The 16,088-nt window shown below is 43.5% G+C and carries 13 protein-coding genes and 1 other RNA gene; 13 read left to right on the top strand and 1 reads right to left on the bottom strand.

Annotation, left to right across the window (positions count from 1 at the left end; all coding sequences use genetic code 11):
- Window positions 1-111: 111 nt before the first annotated feature.
- The 6 genes from rnr (at window position 112) to NLX73_RS21640 (ending at window position 6,097) form a co-directional block, all read left to right on the top strand.
- Entirely contained in the window at window positions 112-2,727 is a 2,616-nt protein-coding gene (rnr, locus tag NLX73_RS21665; protein ID WP_254327305.1) for a ribonuclease R, read from the top strand.
- Window positions 2,728-3,007: 280 nt separating this feature from the next.
- Window positions 3,008-3,487, top strand: a complete 480-nt coding sequence (gene smpB / locus NLX73_RS21660; RefSeq protein WP_013308270.1) for an SsrA-binding protein SmpB — start codon at window positions 3,008-3,010, stop codon at window positions 3,485-3,487.
- 250 nt (window positions 3,488-3,737) lie between these two features.
- Window positions 3,738-4,102: a transfer-messenger RNA gene (gene ssrA, locus NLX73_RS21655) on the top strand.
- Between the two features lie 278 nt (window positions 4,103-4,380).
- The gene (locus NLX73_RS21650) at window positions 4,381-4,608 is read left to right on the top strand and encodes a DUF896 domain-containing protein (protein WP_190298397.1); all 228 of its coding nucleotides are present in this window, start codon (window positions 4,381-4,383) and stop codon (window positions 4,606-4,608) included.
- Between the two features lie 67 nt (window positions 4,609-4,675).
- Window positions 4,676-5,074: a DoxX family protein gene (locus NLX73_RS21645; protein WP_061830219.1), complete on the top strand. Its 399-nt coding sequence runs from the start codon at window positions 4,676-4,678 to the stop codon at window positions 5,072-5,074.
- Window positions 5,075-5,146: 72 nt separating this feature from the next.
- Entirely contained in the window at window positions 5,147-6,097 is a 951-nt protein-coding gene (locus NLX73_RS21640) for a ring-cleaving dioxygenase (RefSeq protein WP_250267171.1), read from the top strand.
- A 118-nt stretch (window positions 6,098-6,215) separates the two neighbouring features.
- Here the strand turns inward: NLX73_RS21640 and NLX73_RS21635 are convergent, their stop codons facing one another.
- Window positions 6,216-7,367, bottom strand: coding sequence for a glycosyltransferase family 2 protein (locus tag NLX73_RS21635; RefSeq protein ID WP_250267172.1), 1,152 nt, complete (start codon window positions 7,365-7,367; stop codon window positions 6,216-6,218).
- Window positions 7,368-7,718: 351 nt separating this feature from the next.
- Here NLX73_RS21635 and NLX73_RS21630 point away from each other — a divergent pair, with 351 nt between their 5' ends.
- The 7 genes from NLX73_RS21630 to NLX73_RS21600 all read left to right on the top strand — a co-directional run bounded on the left by NLX73_RS21630 (window position 7,719) and on the right by NLX73_RS21600 (window position 15,876).
- Window positions 7,719-8,441, top strand: a complete 723-nt coding sequence (locus NLX73_RS21630) for a GntR family transcriptional regulator (RefSeq protein WP_023986502.1) — start codon at window positions 7,719-7,721, stop codon at window positions 8,439-8,441.
- A 293-nt stretch (window positions 8,442-8,734) separates the two neighbouring features.
- Window positions 8,735-11,119, top strand: a complete 2,385-nt coding sequence (locus NLX73_RS21625) for a phosphoketolase family protein (RefSeq protein ID WP_250267173.1) — start codon at window positions 8,735-8,737, stop codon at window positions 11,117-11,119.
- 275 nt (window positions 11,120-11,394) lie between these two features.
- Window positions 11,395-12,237 (top strand): aldo/keto reductase, encoded by an 843-nt coding sequence (locus NLX73_RS21620; RefSeq protein ID WP_250267174.1) that lies wholly within the window; start codon window positions 11,395-11,397, stop codon window positions 12,235-12,237.
- Window positions 12,238-12,420: 183 nt separating this feature from the next.
- Window positions 12,421-13,002 carry a PspA/IM30 family protein gene (locus NLX73_RS21615; protein ID WP_235306922.1) on the top strand — a complete coding sequence of 194 codons (582 nt, stop codon included), beginning with the start codon at window positions 12,421-12,423 and terminating at the stop codon, window positions 13,000-13,002.
- Between the two features lie 36 nt (window positions 13,003-13,038).
- Window positions 13,039-14,073, top strand: coding sequence for a TFIIB-type zinc ribbon-containing protein (locus NLX73_RS21610; protein ID WP_235306923.1), 1,035 nt, complete (start codon window positions 13,039-13,041; stop codon window positions 14,071-14,073).
- Window positions 14,070-14,864, top strand: a complete 795-nt coding sequence (locus NLX73_RS21605; protein WP_235306924.1) for a TPM domain-containing protein — start codon at window positions 14,070-14,072, stop codon at window positions 14,862-14,864. The genes NLX73_RS21610 and NLX73_RS21605 overlap by 4 nt, the downstream gene beginning before the upstream one ends.
- A gap of 19 nt (window positions 14,865-14,883) precedes the next feature.
- Entirely contained in the window at window positions 14,884-15,876 is a 993-nt protein-coding gene (locus NLX73_RS21600; protein ID WP_254327304.1) for an SPFH domain-containing protein, read from the top strand.
- Window positions 15,877-16,088 lie beyond the last annotated feature (212 nt).

The following is a 16,088-nucleotide window of genomic DNA, read 5'->3' as shown; positions in this document are numbered from 1 at the left end:
ATTCGTGTATACTAGGGTATGAGTATATTAAGAGCCTTGTATCAGGAACAAGGAACAAGGACATACGGATTTATTACTGAAAATTAAAGGTCACCCGAGGTGGACAATATTATGATAACAGAGCAACAACTACTCGATTTTATGCGCGAGACCGCATACAAACCCATGACTTACCAGGAGCTGGAGCAGCACTTTGATATTAAGGATGCGGAAGATTTCCGTGAATTTCTTAAGCTTTTGAATGCCTTGGAGGAAGAGGGGAAAATTCTGCTGACCCGCACAAACCGTTATGGTGTGCCGGAACGAATGGATTTGCAGCGTGGGCGTTTGCAGGCTCATGCCAAGGGATTTGCTTTTCTGATTCCAGAGGACCGGGAGCACCCGGATGTATATATTCATGCCAATGATTTAAAGAGTGCGATGAATGGAGATACGGTACTGGTAAGAGTGTCCTCGAAGGGACCTGCGGGCGGTCGACTAGAAGGTGAAGTTGTACGGATCGTGAAGCGCGCAGTGCTTCAAGTAGTAGGCGTGTTTCAGAGCCACGAAGCATACGGTTTCGTTTTGCCGGATGATAAGCGTATTAACCGGGATATTTTCATTCCAAAGGATAGCTTCAACGGAGCTGTGAACGGGCAAAAGGTCGTTGTGCGTATTGTGAGCTATCCAGAAGGACGAGCTGCGGCGGAAGGCGAAGTGTTGGAGGTTTTGGGTCATAAGGATGATCCAGGCGTTGACATTTTGTCCGTTATTCGCAAGCATCAGCTTCCAGAAGCTTTTCCAGATGAAGTAACAGAGGAAGCGGAAAAAGCTCCCGACGCGATTACGGAAGAAGAGATTGTCCGTCAGGGACGGCGCGATTTGCGTGATAAGATTATTGTTACCATTGATGGCGAGGATGCTAAAGACCTGGATGATGCTGTAAATGTAGAGCGCTTGCCGAACGGAAACTACCGTCTGGGCGTTCATATTGCCGACGTAGGGTATTATGTGCGTGAGAACTCCAAGCTGGATCAGGAGGCATATAACCGCGGTTGTAGCGTGTATTTGGTTGACCGTGTCATTCCTATGCTTCCACATCGACTTTCGAACGGAATATGTTCTTTGAATCCACAGGTGGATCGACTGACTTTATCCTGTGAGATGGAATTCAATGAGCATATGAAGGTTGTAAAGCATGATATTTTCACCAGTGTGATTAAAACGAAGGAACGGATGACGTACACTAACGTTCGCAAAATCCTCGAAGAGGAAGATGCTGAACTGATGGAACGGTACAAGGATCTCATTGATGTATTCAGCACGATGAAGGAATTGGCATTGAAGCTGCGTGCTAATCGAATGCGCCGAGGTGCGGTTGATTTTGACTTTGATGAAGCCAAAGTGATTGTGGATAATGAAGGCAAAGCTGTCGATATTGTAAAGAGAGATCGTACGATAGCTGAACAAATTATTGAAGAGTTTATGTTGGCGGCCAATGAAACGGTAGCCGAACATTTCCATTGGCTCAAAGTACCTTTCTTGTACCGGATTCATGAGGACCCAGATCCAGAGAAGCTGCAAAACTTTATGGCTTTCGCAGCTAATTTTGGGCATCAGATCAAAGGTAGAGGGAATTCCATTCATCCGCGTGCGCTACAAACGTTGCTAGAAGACATTCAGGGTACGAAGGAGCAAACCGTGCTTAGCACGATGATGCTGCGTTCGATGAAGCAGGCAAAGTATGATGCGGAGTCGACAGGACATTTTGGATTGGCAGCGGAGTATTACTCTCATTTTACATCGCCGATCCGTCGTTACCCTGACTTGGTGATTCACCGTGTCATTCGTGAGGTATTGGAGAATGGCGGGGCTTTAACAGCCGAGCGTCAGGAATATTTGACTGCACGTATGCCTGATATTGCGCAGCAATCTTCCGAGCGTGAGCGTGTGGCTGTGGATGCAGAGCGTGATACAGAGCAGATGAAAAAGGCTGAATACATGCTGGACAAGGTCGGTGAGGAATTCGAGGGGATCATCAGCAGTGTAACCAGCTTTGGGATGTTCATTGAGCTGGACAATACAGTGGAGGGCCTGACGCGTCTGAGTGCGCTTACGGACGACTATTATCACTTTGACGAGCAGCATATGGCGTTGATTGGCGAACGCACCTCCAAGGTGTTCCGCATTGGGGATGAGGTTAAGGTTCGCGTCGCGCGCGTGAATATGGAAGATTACACAATTGACTTTGAACTTGTCGATATGAAGCAACGGCCACGCCGTGAACGGACTGGCGGTAAAGGACAGGGTGGAGACTTTGCGCGTGGCGAGAGCCGTGGTAAAGGCAAAGGCCGAGAAGGGCGTGACCGCAAGGGCGGCAAGGACAAGACTGGCAAAGAGCGTAAAGGCGGTCGTGATGTTACCGGGAAGCCAAAAGAAGCTGGCGCTGGTAACGGAGGGATTAGCACCGCAGGTCGTTCCGGGCGCGGCGGCGGAAACGGAGCTGGAGCCGGCTCAGCTAGCAACTTCGGCTTTGGCAGTGGCAAGGGCGGGTATAACTCGCCAGCATCCGGGGCAAGCAAGCGACGGAAGAAGACGTCTGCCAGCGGTATTTTCATCGGCGGAGCAGCTACACCAGGGAGTGATGCCAGACCAAACGGTGAAGGCGCAGCACGGCGCAAGCGGAAGAATAAGGGCGGAAGTGGCGGCAATAGCACCGCGGGCTTTGTGAGGAAAAAGAAGAAGTAGGTAGCTAGAGCTTACTTACTTTGAAGGCTGGAGCTTCCATTGCAGTGAATGAAGCTGACTTGAAGCATAGGTTATACGGGCGGTTTCTGTCTGCTGTATTGGATGGAAGCCGCTTGGTTTTAAGTGTGATATAAGTGCAGTTTGAAATGTAGAAGGCTTGACCTTTCTTGCTTTTACCATCTGAAATTTGTTACAATATATTTCTAGGTGGCTCTTTGTAGCTGGATTTTGATGCCTGGATTTCAAGAGTGAATTACGTTATTCATAAGGAGTGGTATTCATGGGTAAGAAGGCAGACGGGAAAGTGCTCGCCCAGAACAAAAAAGCTTCCCATGACTATTTTATTGAGGACACCTACGAGGCGGGCATGGTGCTTACGGGAACAGAAATTAAGTCTCTACGGAATGGTCGCTCCAATATAAGTGATGCATTTGCTACGATCCGTAATGGCGAAATTCATATTCACAATATGCATATCAGTCCTTTCGAGCAAGGCAATCGTAATAATCCTACCGATCCGACGCGTACACGTAAGCTGCTGTTGCATAAAGAACAGATTCGCAAGCTTATCGGATTGTCCAAACAGGAAGGCTACACGATTGTTCCGTTAAAGATTTATGTTCGCAATGGTTATGCCAAGCTTCTGCTCGGACTGGGTAGAGGTAAGAAGCAGTATGATAAACGTGATGCTGCCGCTAAACGCGATGCACAGCGTGATATCCAACGTGCTTTGCGCGAGAAGCAGAAAATTGCAAGATAAGTTGCTGTATTATTGGGTATGGTACAAATTACGTGGAGAAGTTACTTGTTCCTGTAATGGTGCTATTTTATAAGGCTTAAATAGCTTCATTTCGTTTCGTAATGACCTGTAATATGGTATACTAACGAAGTAGTCAGTTTTAAAGCTTTTAACTTTGTTCGAGTGTTGAATCCTAGGATTCAGCTTTTGATATTATGCATGCTTATGCTCCGGTATTTCCGGTTTTATCCGTGGAGCCCTTTTATAATAAGGGGGCGTTTATGGATTCGACGGGGATAGTTCGAGCATGGGTAGCGGGTAGTGGGGACGCGTCCGCTTCATCAACGCTAAAGCCTATTAAACGGCAAACAACAAAACAACTACGCTTTCGCAGCCTAAGAAACTGTGTGCGTGCTTCTACCCAGCATCGTCCATGTGACTGGGATAGGGGCTAACAAATAGTGGAATACGCTGTCTCATCTCCGCCTGCGGTGAGCTGAAGAAGATAATCAGGCTGACCCGAAGGGAATCCGGTGACAGGGAGTTTCTAGGGTGACATCAAAACTGTCACTACACCCGTAGAAGCTTATGTGTCGTTATCTTCGGACAGGGGTTCGACTCCCCTCGCCTCCATTTGATTAAGACAAGAAAGCCATCAGCCAGTGATTCTGGTTGGTGGCTTTTTATTATGGCTTTATTAATTGAGTTGAAGAGGTTTTACACAACTTGTAGCTTAAAGGTGTCTCTAAGTGTTCTGGCTGCTTTTTCTTTCACCTTTAAAAGCAACTCAAGCGTTCATCTTCTTTTCTTTTCGAAAAAGTATTGACACGGATAGAAAAGTATTATATCTTTAAATCAAGATAAATAAATTAAAGATAAAACAACCAGAAAATTTTGAATAGGGAGGTATATACATGATCACCATTTTAGAAAGAATTAATCAGCTCGCAAAAAAAGCAAAGGAAGTCGGATTAACTGAAATCGAAAAAACGGAACAAACGGATCTTCGCAAAGAATACCTTCAAATCTTTCGGGGCTCTGTACAAAGCATTCTCTTGAATGCTACGATTTATGATCCGAATGGAGATGATGTTACTCCTGAAAAACTTAGAAAAGAACAGGCCCGAGTCACTAAACAATAAGTTTAATTTTGTCTAATATCTCTAATTTAATAATCTTTAAATAAATATAATATGGAGGGTGATTTTTATGTTGGCAAGTGGATTGTTACTGATACGTTTGGTGGTTGGATTGTTATTGGTGGGGCACGGAGCACAGAAGCTTTTTGGGTGGTTTGGCGGCTATGGTCCAAAGGGTACGGGCGGTTGGATGGAATCGATTGGCATTAAGCCCGGAGTATTCATGGCAGTGTCTGCTGGGTTGATGGAATTGTTGGGAGGAGCTCTATTTGCTGTAGGACTACTCACTCCACTGGCTGCATTGTTGATTACGGTGACTATGCTTGGAGCAATTTTCAAAGTACATGGCCCAAACGGGATCTGGGCAACAGCTAATGGCTATGAATATCCGCTAGTTCTTATTGCAGTTGTAATCGGTATTGCGTTGACAGGAGCAGGTTCATATTCCATCGATGCATTACTTAGATAAAACATGATATTTAGGTCATTAAAAGTCATTAACAATAAAAATAAAGGTTTCTACGATTAAGGAGGGTTTCATATGTCACTTCAAACTACAGGTATCCATCATATTACAGCTTTTGCCGGTAATCCGCAGGAAAATGTCGACTTCTATGCCGGCGTCCTGGGACTTCGGTTAGTGAAGAAAACAATCAACTTCGATGCTCCTGAGGTTTACCACTTGTACTTTGGTAGCGAGGCAGGAAGTCCTGGAACGATCATTACTTTTTTTCCTGCACCAGGAACTTCCAAAGGGCAAATCGGAGGTGGCCAGGTGGGCATAACCTCGTATGTAGTACCCCCAGGTTCACTTGATTTTTGGCAGCATCGTTTGGAAAGCTTTGATATTCAAGTTACGAAAACGAGCCGTTTTTCTGAACAATATCTTCAATTTGAGGATAATGAGGGTCTACGTCTTGAGCTTGTCGAACGTGAAGCGGGAGCGAACAGTACTTGGTCTTACGGTGGTATTTCGGCTGATAAAGCAATTAAGGGGTTTGGAGGCGCCGTGCTATTTAGCGTCAACCCACAGAGAACGATGGATGCATTGGAGAGCATACTCGGATTTACGAAAATCGCTGAAGACGCCGAATATGCCCGTTATCAGTCCGTAGGAGAAATCGGCAACATCGTAGATGTTCCGCTCGCCAAAATGGGTTTAGGCTTTGGTGGAGCAGGCACGGTACATCACATTGCGTGGCGTGCAAAAGATTTTGAACAACATGAAGAATGGAGAAACGCAGTCCAGCATTATGGCTATCAGCCGACTCCAATCATAGACCGCCAATATTTTAATGCGATATATTTCAGAGAAGCGGGCGGCATCTTATTTGAAATTGCTACAGACCCACCGGGATTTGCTAACGATGAACCTGCTGAATCTTTGGGACAGGAATTAATGCTGCCAGAGTGGTATGAACCGCAGCGGGCTCAAATCGAGGCGAATCTGCATCCTATTAAAGTGAGAACATTAACGGAAAAACAAAAGTAAGAAAAAGTTGCATATGACTCTTCCATAAGACAGCTTGCCGAGTTTGGCCTGCTCTCAGATGGAGGAGTCTTTTTATTACGGGAAAAATTCATGTGTTTCGTGTCCTTCCGGCCTCTTGCTACTCCACCAGCTTTTCAGACTTCACTAGCATTTCTCGTAACACATGAGCGACTCGACTTTTCCGGTTCGCTGCTTTCTTTTTTATCAAGTGTAATGATTTTTTGTATGCATGAGTATGGCTTTGATCGTAGAACTGCTTGGCTGCAATGCGTAGTGTTCTTCTTAATAACAGTGCTGATGAGCGTGTTAACCTAGAGCGGAATCCCCTGCGCAATACCCGCAATGTATTTTTGTAGGTCTCAAAATCCTCGGATGGAGGGATAAGGGCGAATAAATTTAACGAGGAGTCATTGAATCCGTAGGTTTCATACATGATTCTCAGATTTTCCGTATTTAACACGTTACCTCTAAGATAGGTTGGATGTTCCTGATGATATCCGACCACCTCTTTGATGCAATAAAAAGGGATTTTCAAGCGATGTAGTCTATAGCCAAGGTCCCAGTCTTCGAGTCCATACAGCACAAACCGTTCATTGAAACCTCTAATACGAATCAAGTGACTGCGTCTGATGGCTACACAACGAGTAACCAGCAGCATCCAGGGGGCTACGTCCGTTGAGGCAAATTGTTTCTGCGTATTGGGAGGAACCCTTGTGGGACTAACTACTTTAGACAGTGCACCCGTTTGGTGAAGGATATCTTCTGGGGTTATGATCGGAGTAATTTCGTTCGCTGCTTCATAGTCAGCATTCCATAAGTTGGACTGCGTAAGTATGTTGCGACATTGTTCTTTTTCTTCAGGGGAAAAGTCAGGGTAATAGTGGGTAAAAGCATCGTCCCACGAGTGAGGAATGCCTGAAAGCACGGACTTGGGATATTTACGGTGATAACGGCTCACGATCCTAATGAATTCCGGTAACACTACAAAGTCAGCGTCGCAGAAGATGATGTACAGCCCTTTTGCACGGCGCAGTCCCAAATTTCGAACGGCAGATCGACCGCGTTGTTCCTGATGTGACACATAGATAAGAGGATAGGATGCTTTGAAGCCTTCGACCATTTCTTTTGTTCCGTCTGTAGAACCGTCATCAGCTACAATGACTTCGAATAGTTGCTTTGGATAGGTTTGTGTCTCAAATGAAGCGAGTGTAAGCAACAATTGCTGGGCTCGATTATAGGTTGGAATGATGACGCTGTAGCGGATAGCCAATATGATCTCCCCCCACCATTCTTATTAGAAAACGCTTGAACAAGATAAATAATAACAATGTATTCAAGGATTTTAGCCTGGTCTAGTCAAACATCCCTCCAGGTTCGAAACAGGCTTGGTCTTATTACCGATATTAAGGTGGGGGTTCTGTATCTTCTGCTGTTTTGCAGGTACGTTCAGTGGTGTTATGTATGTGTAATCATGGTATTATGCATAGAGATGTAAAGTAAAAGTGAGGGTACTTCCTATCCGCTGAAAGCCCACTCAGCATATAGAAACAAACATGAGATGAAATGGGCAAGTTATGGTAAACTATATAGAGTTATAGAAGACCTGAAAGAGGAGTACTATATGACACAATTTGTCTATAAGCAAATTATTGACGATCTCAAGATGAAAATTTTTGCAGGAAAGTTTGCAGATATGAGATTGCCAGATGAACGTAGTCTTAGTGAGACTTACCAGGTTAGTCGTAGTTCAATTAAACGTGCTCTGACTAAAATGGAGAATGTCGGAATCATTTTCAAAAAACAAGGTTCCGGGACATTTATTAATCCATTATACATAAGAAATGAATCTATCTTTAACTACGAAGGCTCTAATCTAGGGGTCACTGATAATTTTCAAATGCATGGTAAAAAGCCAAAAATCAAAGTACTGAGTTTTGAGGTCATTCCGCCAACAGAAGAGTTACAGCGCGATTTGTTTTTGGAGACTCATGATTTTGTTTACAAAATTGTTCGCTTACGTCTGTTTGATGATGATCCTTTTATGATTGAAACGGGCTATATCCCCATTAAAATTGTCCAGAATTTAAATCAGACAATTATCGAGGGTTCCATTTTTAATTATTTGGAAGACTCACGGAACTTGGCCGTCACCAAATCTTTTTTATCCATTTTTGCAGAACCGTCTCAAGAGAATGATCAAAAGCTGCTACATTTAAATGAAAATGAGCCTGTAGGTATTATGGAAGGTGTGTTCTTTTTAGATAACGGTACGCCATTTGAGTTTTCTCATATGCGATTTCATTACAAATATTTGAAATTTAACACCTTTGTATCGGTTCACTAATGATAAGACTGGAGAATTCTCCGGTCTTTTTTTTATGGTTTTGAGAAAAGGATTGGAGTCTGCGATTGCCTCGTTATTGCAAATTTTATTGGTTAATAATTCTATATATTTTAATGTAAGAGCTTTTTTACTGTCTTTTTAATTTATATTTCATAGTATGTTCAAAATTTCACAAAATTGGACCGTATCACTTGTGAAAAAGGTTGAATTTAATCAGCGTAGCGTTATGATGTACATGTAGATGAAATTTCCGGAAATAAATTACAAACAAAACTACTTAGGGAGTGGACACCATGTCGTTATCACCCGTGTTAGCAGATTATTCATCTAAAACATATTTAGAAAAACTTGATGCATATTGGCGTGCAACGAACTACATTTCGGTAGGTCAGCTGTATTTAAAAGATAATCCTTTGTTGAGAGAGCCTTTAAAAGATTCAGATGTGAAGGTTAAGCCTATTGGACACTGGGGCACAATTCCGGGCCAAAACTTTATTTATGCACATCTAAATCGTGTTATTAATAAATATGATTTGAGCATGCTTTACATTGAAGGTCCTGGTCACGGCGGCCAGGTTATGGTTTCAAATTCTTATCTGGATGGAAGCTACACTGAAATCTATCCGCAAATTACACAAGATATCTCAGGTATGAAGAAATTGTTCAAACAATTCTCTTTCCCTGGCGGTATTGCTTCACATGCTGCTCCTGAAACACCTGGATCTATCCATGAAGGTGGAGAATTAGGCTACTCCCTTTCTCATGGTGTAGGTGCCATTCTGGATAATCCTGATCTGATTTCGGCTGTTGTTATTGGGGATGGTGAAGCTGAAACGGGTCCATTAGCCGCTTCGTGGTTCTCTAACCGATTTATCAACCCCATCACGGATGGTGCAGTGCTACCAATCTTGCACTTGAATGGCTTTAAGATTAGTAACCCAACGATTATGTCTCGTCAATCAAAAGAAGAATTGACCTCATACTTTAAAGGTTTGGGTTGGGAGCCGTTCTTTGTTGAAGGTGAAAATCCGGATCTCATGCATCCAGAAATGGCGAAAGTACTGGATACGGCTATCGAGAAGATTGAAGCCATTCAAAAGAATGCGCGTGAAAATAATGACCTTACTCGTCCGGCGTGGCCGATGATTGTCTTCCGTTCACCTAAAGGTTGGACGGGTCCGAAGGAATGGGACAACGTGCCGAATGAAAATTCATTCCGTGCCCATCAGGTTCCAATTCCGGTTGATCAAAAAAATATGCAGCACGCACCTGCTTTGTTAGAATGGCTGAATAGCTATAGACCAGAGGAATTGTTCGACGAAAACGGTCGTTTAAACCCTGAGCTTGCTGAAATTCTGCCTACAGGCGATAAACGTATGGGAATGAACCCTGTTGCGAATGCGGGTAACCTCATTAAAGACTTGAAATTACCGGATTTCCGTAACTATACGCTGGATAATTCCGTACCTGGTAAAGTGATTGCGCAAGATATGTCGGTTTTAGGGAAATACGTTAAAGATGTGGTTCTCTTAAATGAAGAAAATCGTAATTTCAGAATCTTCGGACCGGATGAAACGATGTCTAATCGCTTGGCTCCTGTTTTTGAAGTAACCAAACGCCAATGGATGGACCAAATTATTGAACCTAATGATGAATTCTTATCATCCTATGGCCGCGTAATTGATTCTCAATTATCCGAACACCAAGCTGAAGGATTGCTGGAAGGTTATGTATTAACAGGTCGCCATGGTTTCTTTGCAAGTTACGAAGCCTTCCTGCGTGTGGTTGACTCGATGATCACCCAGCACTTTAAGTGGCTGCGTAAAGCAACGGATCAAGGATGGCGTGCAGATATCCCATCATTGAATGTCGTAGCAACTTCAACAGTGTTCCAACAGGATCATAATGGGTATACACACCAAGATCCAGGTTTGTTAGGTCATTTGGCTGATAAAAAACCAGAATTTATTCGGGAGTATCTGCCAGCGGATGCCAATTCCTTGTTGGCTGTTTTCGACACCATTTTAAATGATCGTCAAAAGATCAATTTGATTGTTTCATCTAAACATCCACGTCCACAATGGTTTAGTGCTGATGAAGCGAAAGAATTGGTGGATAAAGGGTTGAAGATCATTGACTGGGCAAGTACAGATCAAGGTGGAGAACCTGACCTTGTCATTGCTTCTGCTGGTACAGAGCCAACGATTGAAAGTTTAGCTGCAATTTCTATTTTGCATGAAAAACTGCCTGACTTGAAGATTCGGTACATCAACGTGGTAGATTTGCTGAAACTGAGAAGTCAAAAACTAGACCCGCGTGGATTATCCGACGCTGAGTTTGATCATTTTTTCACAAAAGACAAACCCGTTGTTTTCGCTTTCCATGGTTACGAAGGTCTGATCAAAGATCTGTTCTTTGATCGTCATAATCATAACTTGCATGTACATGGATACCGTGAGAATGGCGATATTACGACACCATTTGATATGCGTGTATTGAATCAAATGGATCGTTTTGACTTAGTGAAGGAAGCTGCTCTCAACTTACCTGACGCTGGGAAGTACACCAACACTGTGGATGAAATGGATGCTACGATTAAGAAACATCATCAATTCATTCGCGAAGAGGGTATTGACCTACCAGAGGTAGAGAACTGGGTATGGAATGGCTTGAAATAAAAATACAGACACTTCAACTTTGTGTTGGACAACCAAGCCATCAAGCATGAAGTGGAATATATGATTTGGTAGTGGTACAAGTGCCTGCCCCCTTGACTTCAGGTATGATTTCAATGGGGATCAGGCGCTTTTTGATTTAGCACACAGAGAACTTGGTAGGGAAGTTACGAGCTAGTGGGTATATACATATACAGAGAACGGAATGGATTGCTATATTTTGCCGGAGCTTTGAAGAGGTGTTATGTTATATGAGAATAGTAAAGGAGGCTGTAATTATGAACCAACAAATTCCGGAGAAGGTATTGAATGATGGCATTAAAGTGCCCGTCATTGGATTTGGGACTGCTGGAATTAAGGGTGCAGATGGAGTCAAGGCGATTACCGGCGCGATTGATGCAGGTTACCGTCTGATCGACACAGCGTTCAACTATGAAAATGAGGGTGCTGTCGGGAAAGCGGTCCAGCAGAGCTCTGTGCCCAGAGAGGAATTGTTGATTTGCTCCAAACTACCGGGTCGCCGACATGCTTACCAAGAGGCCATTGTAACGATCGAAGAGTCATTATATAGAGGAGGCCTGGACTATTATGATCTTTATCTGATCCATTGGCCGAATCCCCAAATTGATCGATATGTTGAAGCTTGGCAGGCGTTAATTGAGGCGAAGAAAAGGGGCTATATCCGTTCCATTGGGGTCTGCAATTTCTTGCCCGAGCATAATGAACGTTTAATTCGGGAAACAGGTGTCACGCCGAGCTTAAATCAAGTTGAATTGCATCCATTATTTAATCAGGAACATCAGCGTGCAAAAGATGCTGAACAGGGCATCGTGACGGAATCATGGAGCCCCTTGGGGCGCGGTCACAGCATGCTGGAGAATGAAGAGATTGGGAAAATTGCTTCTGCTCATAATAAAACGACTACACAAGCGATTTTACGTTGGCATATCCAACTTGGAGCAATCCCGATCCCTAAGGCCTCTTCTTTAAAACACCAAACGGAGAATCTAGATATTTTTGACTTTGAGTTGTCTCCAGAGGAAATGAACGTGATTTCGGCATTTAGCAGTGAGGATGGACGGATATGGGGACAGGACCCCAAGTCCTATGAAGAACTATAATCAGGAACAATAAATAGAAGGGTTCAAAAATCTGTCGCGGGTTTTTGGACCCTTTGCTTTTATAATAAAACGAACACACATCTGAAAGTGATCAATGGGCCAGTATATAGAGCTATGATGAACATTTTTTACCGGATTTGATGTATGATATGGTTGAATGTAGTCCTTTCGAAGGAGGTCATCATGGGGATTTTGTCAAGGTTTAGGGATATTATGAAAATGAATGTTAACGCCTTAATGGATAAGGTGGGAGATTCGGAGAAAACCATTGACGATTATATGCGGAATTTGAACAGTGATCTAGGCAAGGTGAAAGCGGAGACGGCTTCAGTGTTGGCTGATGAGAGAAGGACGAAAAGAGCACTGGATGAATGCAAAGCCGAGATCAAAAAGCTCCAGCATTATGCCAGTAAGTCTGTGGAAGCTGGTAATGAAGAGGAAGCTCGAAAGTTTCTGGAGAGAAAAGGTTTGCAGGCGGAGAAATTGGAACAATTACAAACATCCTATGATTTAGCTTCGACAAACGCCGTAAATATGAAACAAATGCAGGAGAAGTTGGTGTCCGATATGGAGCAACTAGAAGCGCGGCACGCTGAACTTAAAGGGAAGATGGCGGTTGCCAAAGCACAGCAAGCCTTGAACTCTATGGGCAGCAAGAATTCTGCTTTTGAGGTCATGGAAGAGCAGGTGAACAGAGCGTATGATGAAGCGATGGCTATAGCCGAGCTTCGGGCAGGAACGAAGGACGACCTGGATTCTTTATAAGGAATCATAACAGTATCTACATGAAGAGGTGAGCAGATGCCGGTTATCGAATACAAATGCCCCAACTGCGGCAGCGGCATGGTCTTTGACGGTGAGACAGGGATGTTATCCTGTCATAGTTGCGGAAGAGAGGACAATATCGAATCTATTCCTGATCCTCTGATAAATCGTATTTTTTCAGAAGATGAGGCCCATGAGTATCATTGTAATAACTGCGGAGCAGTGATTATGACCGAAGTGGAGACGAGTGCAACGGTGTGCAGCTTTTGTGGTTCTGCCGTGGTTCTTGGAGACCGACTGACCGGGAAGCTGGCTCCGGCGCAGGTTATTCCTTTTTCGATCAGTAAGGAGGAGGCCATAGATGCTTTCAAAAAATGGTGTAAGAATGGCCGTCTGACGCCGAATCGGTTCATGATAGCAGACCGAATCAAGGGAATAACCGGGATGTATGTGCCCTTCTGGTTATATGAATTACATAATAAAATTGAGGTTCAAGGTGAAGGTACCCAAGTGAGAACCTATACGAGCGGAGACTACGAATATACGGAAACGAAGCATTTTGATGTATATCGGAAAATCCGTTTGAATTATGTAAAGGTTCCGATTGATGCTGCGGAGAAAATGAACGACGAGCTGATGGATAAATTGGAGCCTTTTCCATACGATCAGCTAAAACCCTTTAAAACGCCATATCTAGCAGGTTATATTGCGGAGAAGTACAGTTATAACGAAGAAGAGCTCTTCCCGCGAGTTAAAGAGAAAGTGAAGGAATATATTGATGCTTATATTCATTCTACGGTGTCGGAGTATACGTCCGTGAGTTATACGGAAAAGCAAATTGATACTACATTAAAACAAGCAGATTATGTTCTACTCCCGGTATGGGTCATACACTATGACTACAATCAATTGGAGCATACGTTTGCTATGAACGGACAGACGGGCAAGGTAGTCGGTAAGCCTCCGATCAGCAAGTTCAAAGTAACAGCTTGGTTTGCAGGCATTTTCGGCATTACTCTCTTCTCATTAAGATTAATCACTTGGCTGATGATGGGAGGGGAATTCTATTGAAAAAGCATAGAGCCATTATAGCCGTCTTGTTGTTCTTTGCTGTTTTTCTGGCAGTTCCGATGGAAATGAAGGGCGAACCAGCAACGACAGAAATGAAGCCATTGATTTATGATGAAGCGGGTCTGCTCAATCAGGAAGAGTATGATGTGTTGAACACTATGGCTAATCAATACGGAGCGAAAAGAGAAACGGACATTATTATTTATACTACTCTCAATCCCGACAATATGGATGTTATGAAAATGACGCAGGACTTTTATGATGACCATGGCCCTGGGTATGACAGATCTCATGGGAACGCGGTCATTTTAACGATGGATATGAGAAATAGAGAGGTGTACTTGGCCGGATTTTATAAGGCAGAACGGTATCTGGATGATGACAGGCTTACTAAAATACGCCATGAGATTAGCCCGGATCTGACGAACGGCAACTATGGGCTGGCATTTCAAAAGTATATTCTGAGTGCGCACAAATATTTGGCCATCCGTCCAGGGGTGAATCCAGACAGTATATTTTTTAAAGGATGGCTTCATTTGGCGGTAGCGCTGGGATTGGCGGCGTTGATCGTGGGTAAGATGGTTTCCAATTCTGGCGGTCGGGTTACGGTAAATCGGCAGACCTATGAGGATGCAAGCACGTCAGGGGTTCTGGCACATCAAGATCTGTACACTCACACAACGACAACGAAGCGGAAGATTGAAAAGAGCAGTAGCAGCAGTTCATCAGGCGGAGGAGGCGGAACCACCAGCGGCGGTCATTCGCATAGCGGCAGCAGAGGATCATTTTAACTGAAAGGATGGATACAGTATGGGATTCTTCAGAAACCAATTTGCAAATGTAGTAGAATGGGAAGAATTTAGAGATGATATGATTTTCTGGAAGTGGAGTAATCGTGAAATTAAAAAAGGAAGTAAGTTAATTATCCGCTCCGGTCAAGACGCGATTTTTGTAAATAACGGCAAAATAGAGGGTATTTTTGAGAATGAAGGGTCGTATAACATGGACTCTGACATTATTCCATTTCTGTCCACCTTAAAAGGGTTTAAATTTGGTTTTAACAGTGGCATGAGGGTAGAGGTCTTATTCGTTAATACGAAGGAGTTTACTGTCAAATGGGGGACGCAGAATCCAGTGCTGATCCCGACTCCCCAGCTGCCAGGCGGTATGCCGATCCGTGCCAATGGCACATTTAATTTTAAAGTGAACGATTATGTTACGCTCATCGATAAAATTGCTGGAGTGAAGGACAGTTATCTCGTTGAGGATGTGAAAATACGCATTACTTCAGTATTGGATCAGTTATTAATGAAGTGGATCAGCAGAGAAGGAAAGGACATGTTTAATCTGCAGGCGAATGCCTCTGACATTTCAAATGGTATTCAAGAAGATCTGGATATGCAAGTGATGGACAATGGTATGACGATTACTGGCTTTCATGTGATGAGCTTCAATTATCCTCAAGAAATCCAAGATATGATCACGAAGACAGCTTCTCATGAAATGATCGGTAATCTGCAAAAGTACCAGCAAGTGACGATGACGGACGGGATTGCATCGGGTAATGTAAAAGGCGGTGGTGCAGCTTCAGATATGGCGAGTATGATGATGGGGATGAATATAGCAAATGAAATGATGAAAAATTTGAACCCGAACCCAAAGCCTTCGGCTGAGACTCAGCCTACACCTGCTGCCCCCTCTCCATCTGGAGACGGTAATAAGCCCAATTTTTGTCCGAATTGCGGTACAAAAAACGAAGGAGCTAATTTCTGTCCGAATTGTGGACAAAAATTGAACGGATAGCATAGCTTCGGCCGAACTTCTTTATTTCGGAAAAGTTCCGACTGGGTCAAGCAATCCTGCAAGCCAAAAGGCAGTTATCGCAGAGTATCTTCTGTGATGGCTGCTTTTTTATGTAGTTTATTCAAGTATTTTCTTCATAAATCCGATTTATTGGATTGAAAAAGGTACTCAGGATAAGGTACTATAGCTATATAGTATGTATTTATATTAAC

This window comes from Paenibacillus sp. CH40, from assembly GCF_024213605.1.
Lineage (GTDB): Bacteria > Bacillota > Bacilli > Paenibacillales > Paenibacillaceae > Paenibacillus > Paenibacillus polymyxa_B.
Note: the sequence above shows the minus strand (reverse complement) of the source record. Positions and strands in the feature narration are given on the sequence as shown.

Coding starts and splice junctions, on each gene's coding strand:
- NLX73_RS21600 (WP_254327304.1), top strand. CDS start 14,884: ATGGGATTCTTCAGAAACCAATTTGCAAATGTAGTAGAATGGGAAGAA.
- NLX73_RS21625 (WP_250267173.1), top strand. CDS start 8,735: ATGTCGTTATCACCCGTGTTAGCAGATTATTCATCTAAAACATATTTA.
- rnr (WP_254327305.1), top strand. CDS start 112: ATGATAACAGAGCAACAACTACTCGATTTTATGCGCGAGACCGCATAC.
- NLX73_RS21615 (WP_235306922.1), top strand. CDS start 12,421: ATGGGGATTTTGTCAAGGTTTAGGGATATTATGAAAATGAATGTTAAC.
- smpB (WP_013308270.1), top strand. CDS start 3,008: ATGGGTAAGAAGGCAGACGGGAAAGTGCTCGCCCAGAACAAAAAAGCT.
- NLX73_RS21620 (WP_250267174.1), top strand. CDS start 11,395: ATGAACCAACAAATTCCGGAGAAGGTATTGAATGATGGCATTAAAGTG.
- NLX73_RS21645 (WP_061830219.1), top strand. CDS start 4,676: ATGTTGGCAAGTGGATTGTTACTGATACGTTTGGTGGTTGGATTGTTA.
- NLX73_RS21630 (WP_023986502.1), top strand. CDS start 7,719: ATGACACAATTTGTCTATAAGCAAATTATTGACGATCTCAAGATGAAA.
- NLX73_RS21640 (WP_250267171.1), top strand. CDS start 5,147: ATGTCACTTCAAACTACAGGTATCCATCATATTACAGCTTTTGCCGGT.
- NLX73_RS21650 (WP_190298397.1), top strand. CDS start 4,381: ATGATCACCATTTTAGAAAGAATTAATCAGCTCGCAAAAAAAGCAAAG.
- NLX73_RS21610 (WP_235306923.1), top strand. CDS start 13,039: ATGCCGGTTATCGAATACAAATGCCCCAACTGCGGCAGCGGCATGGTC.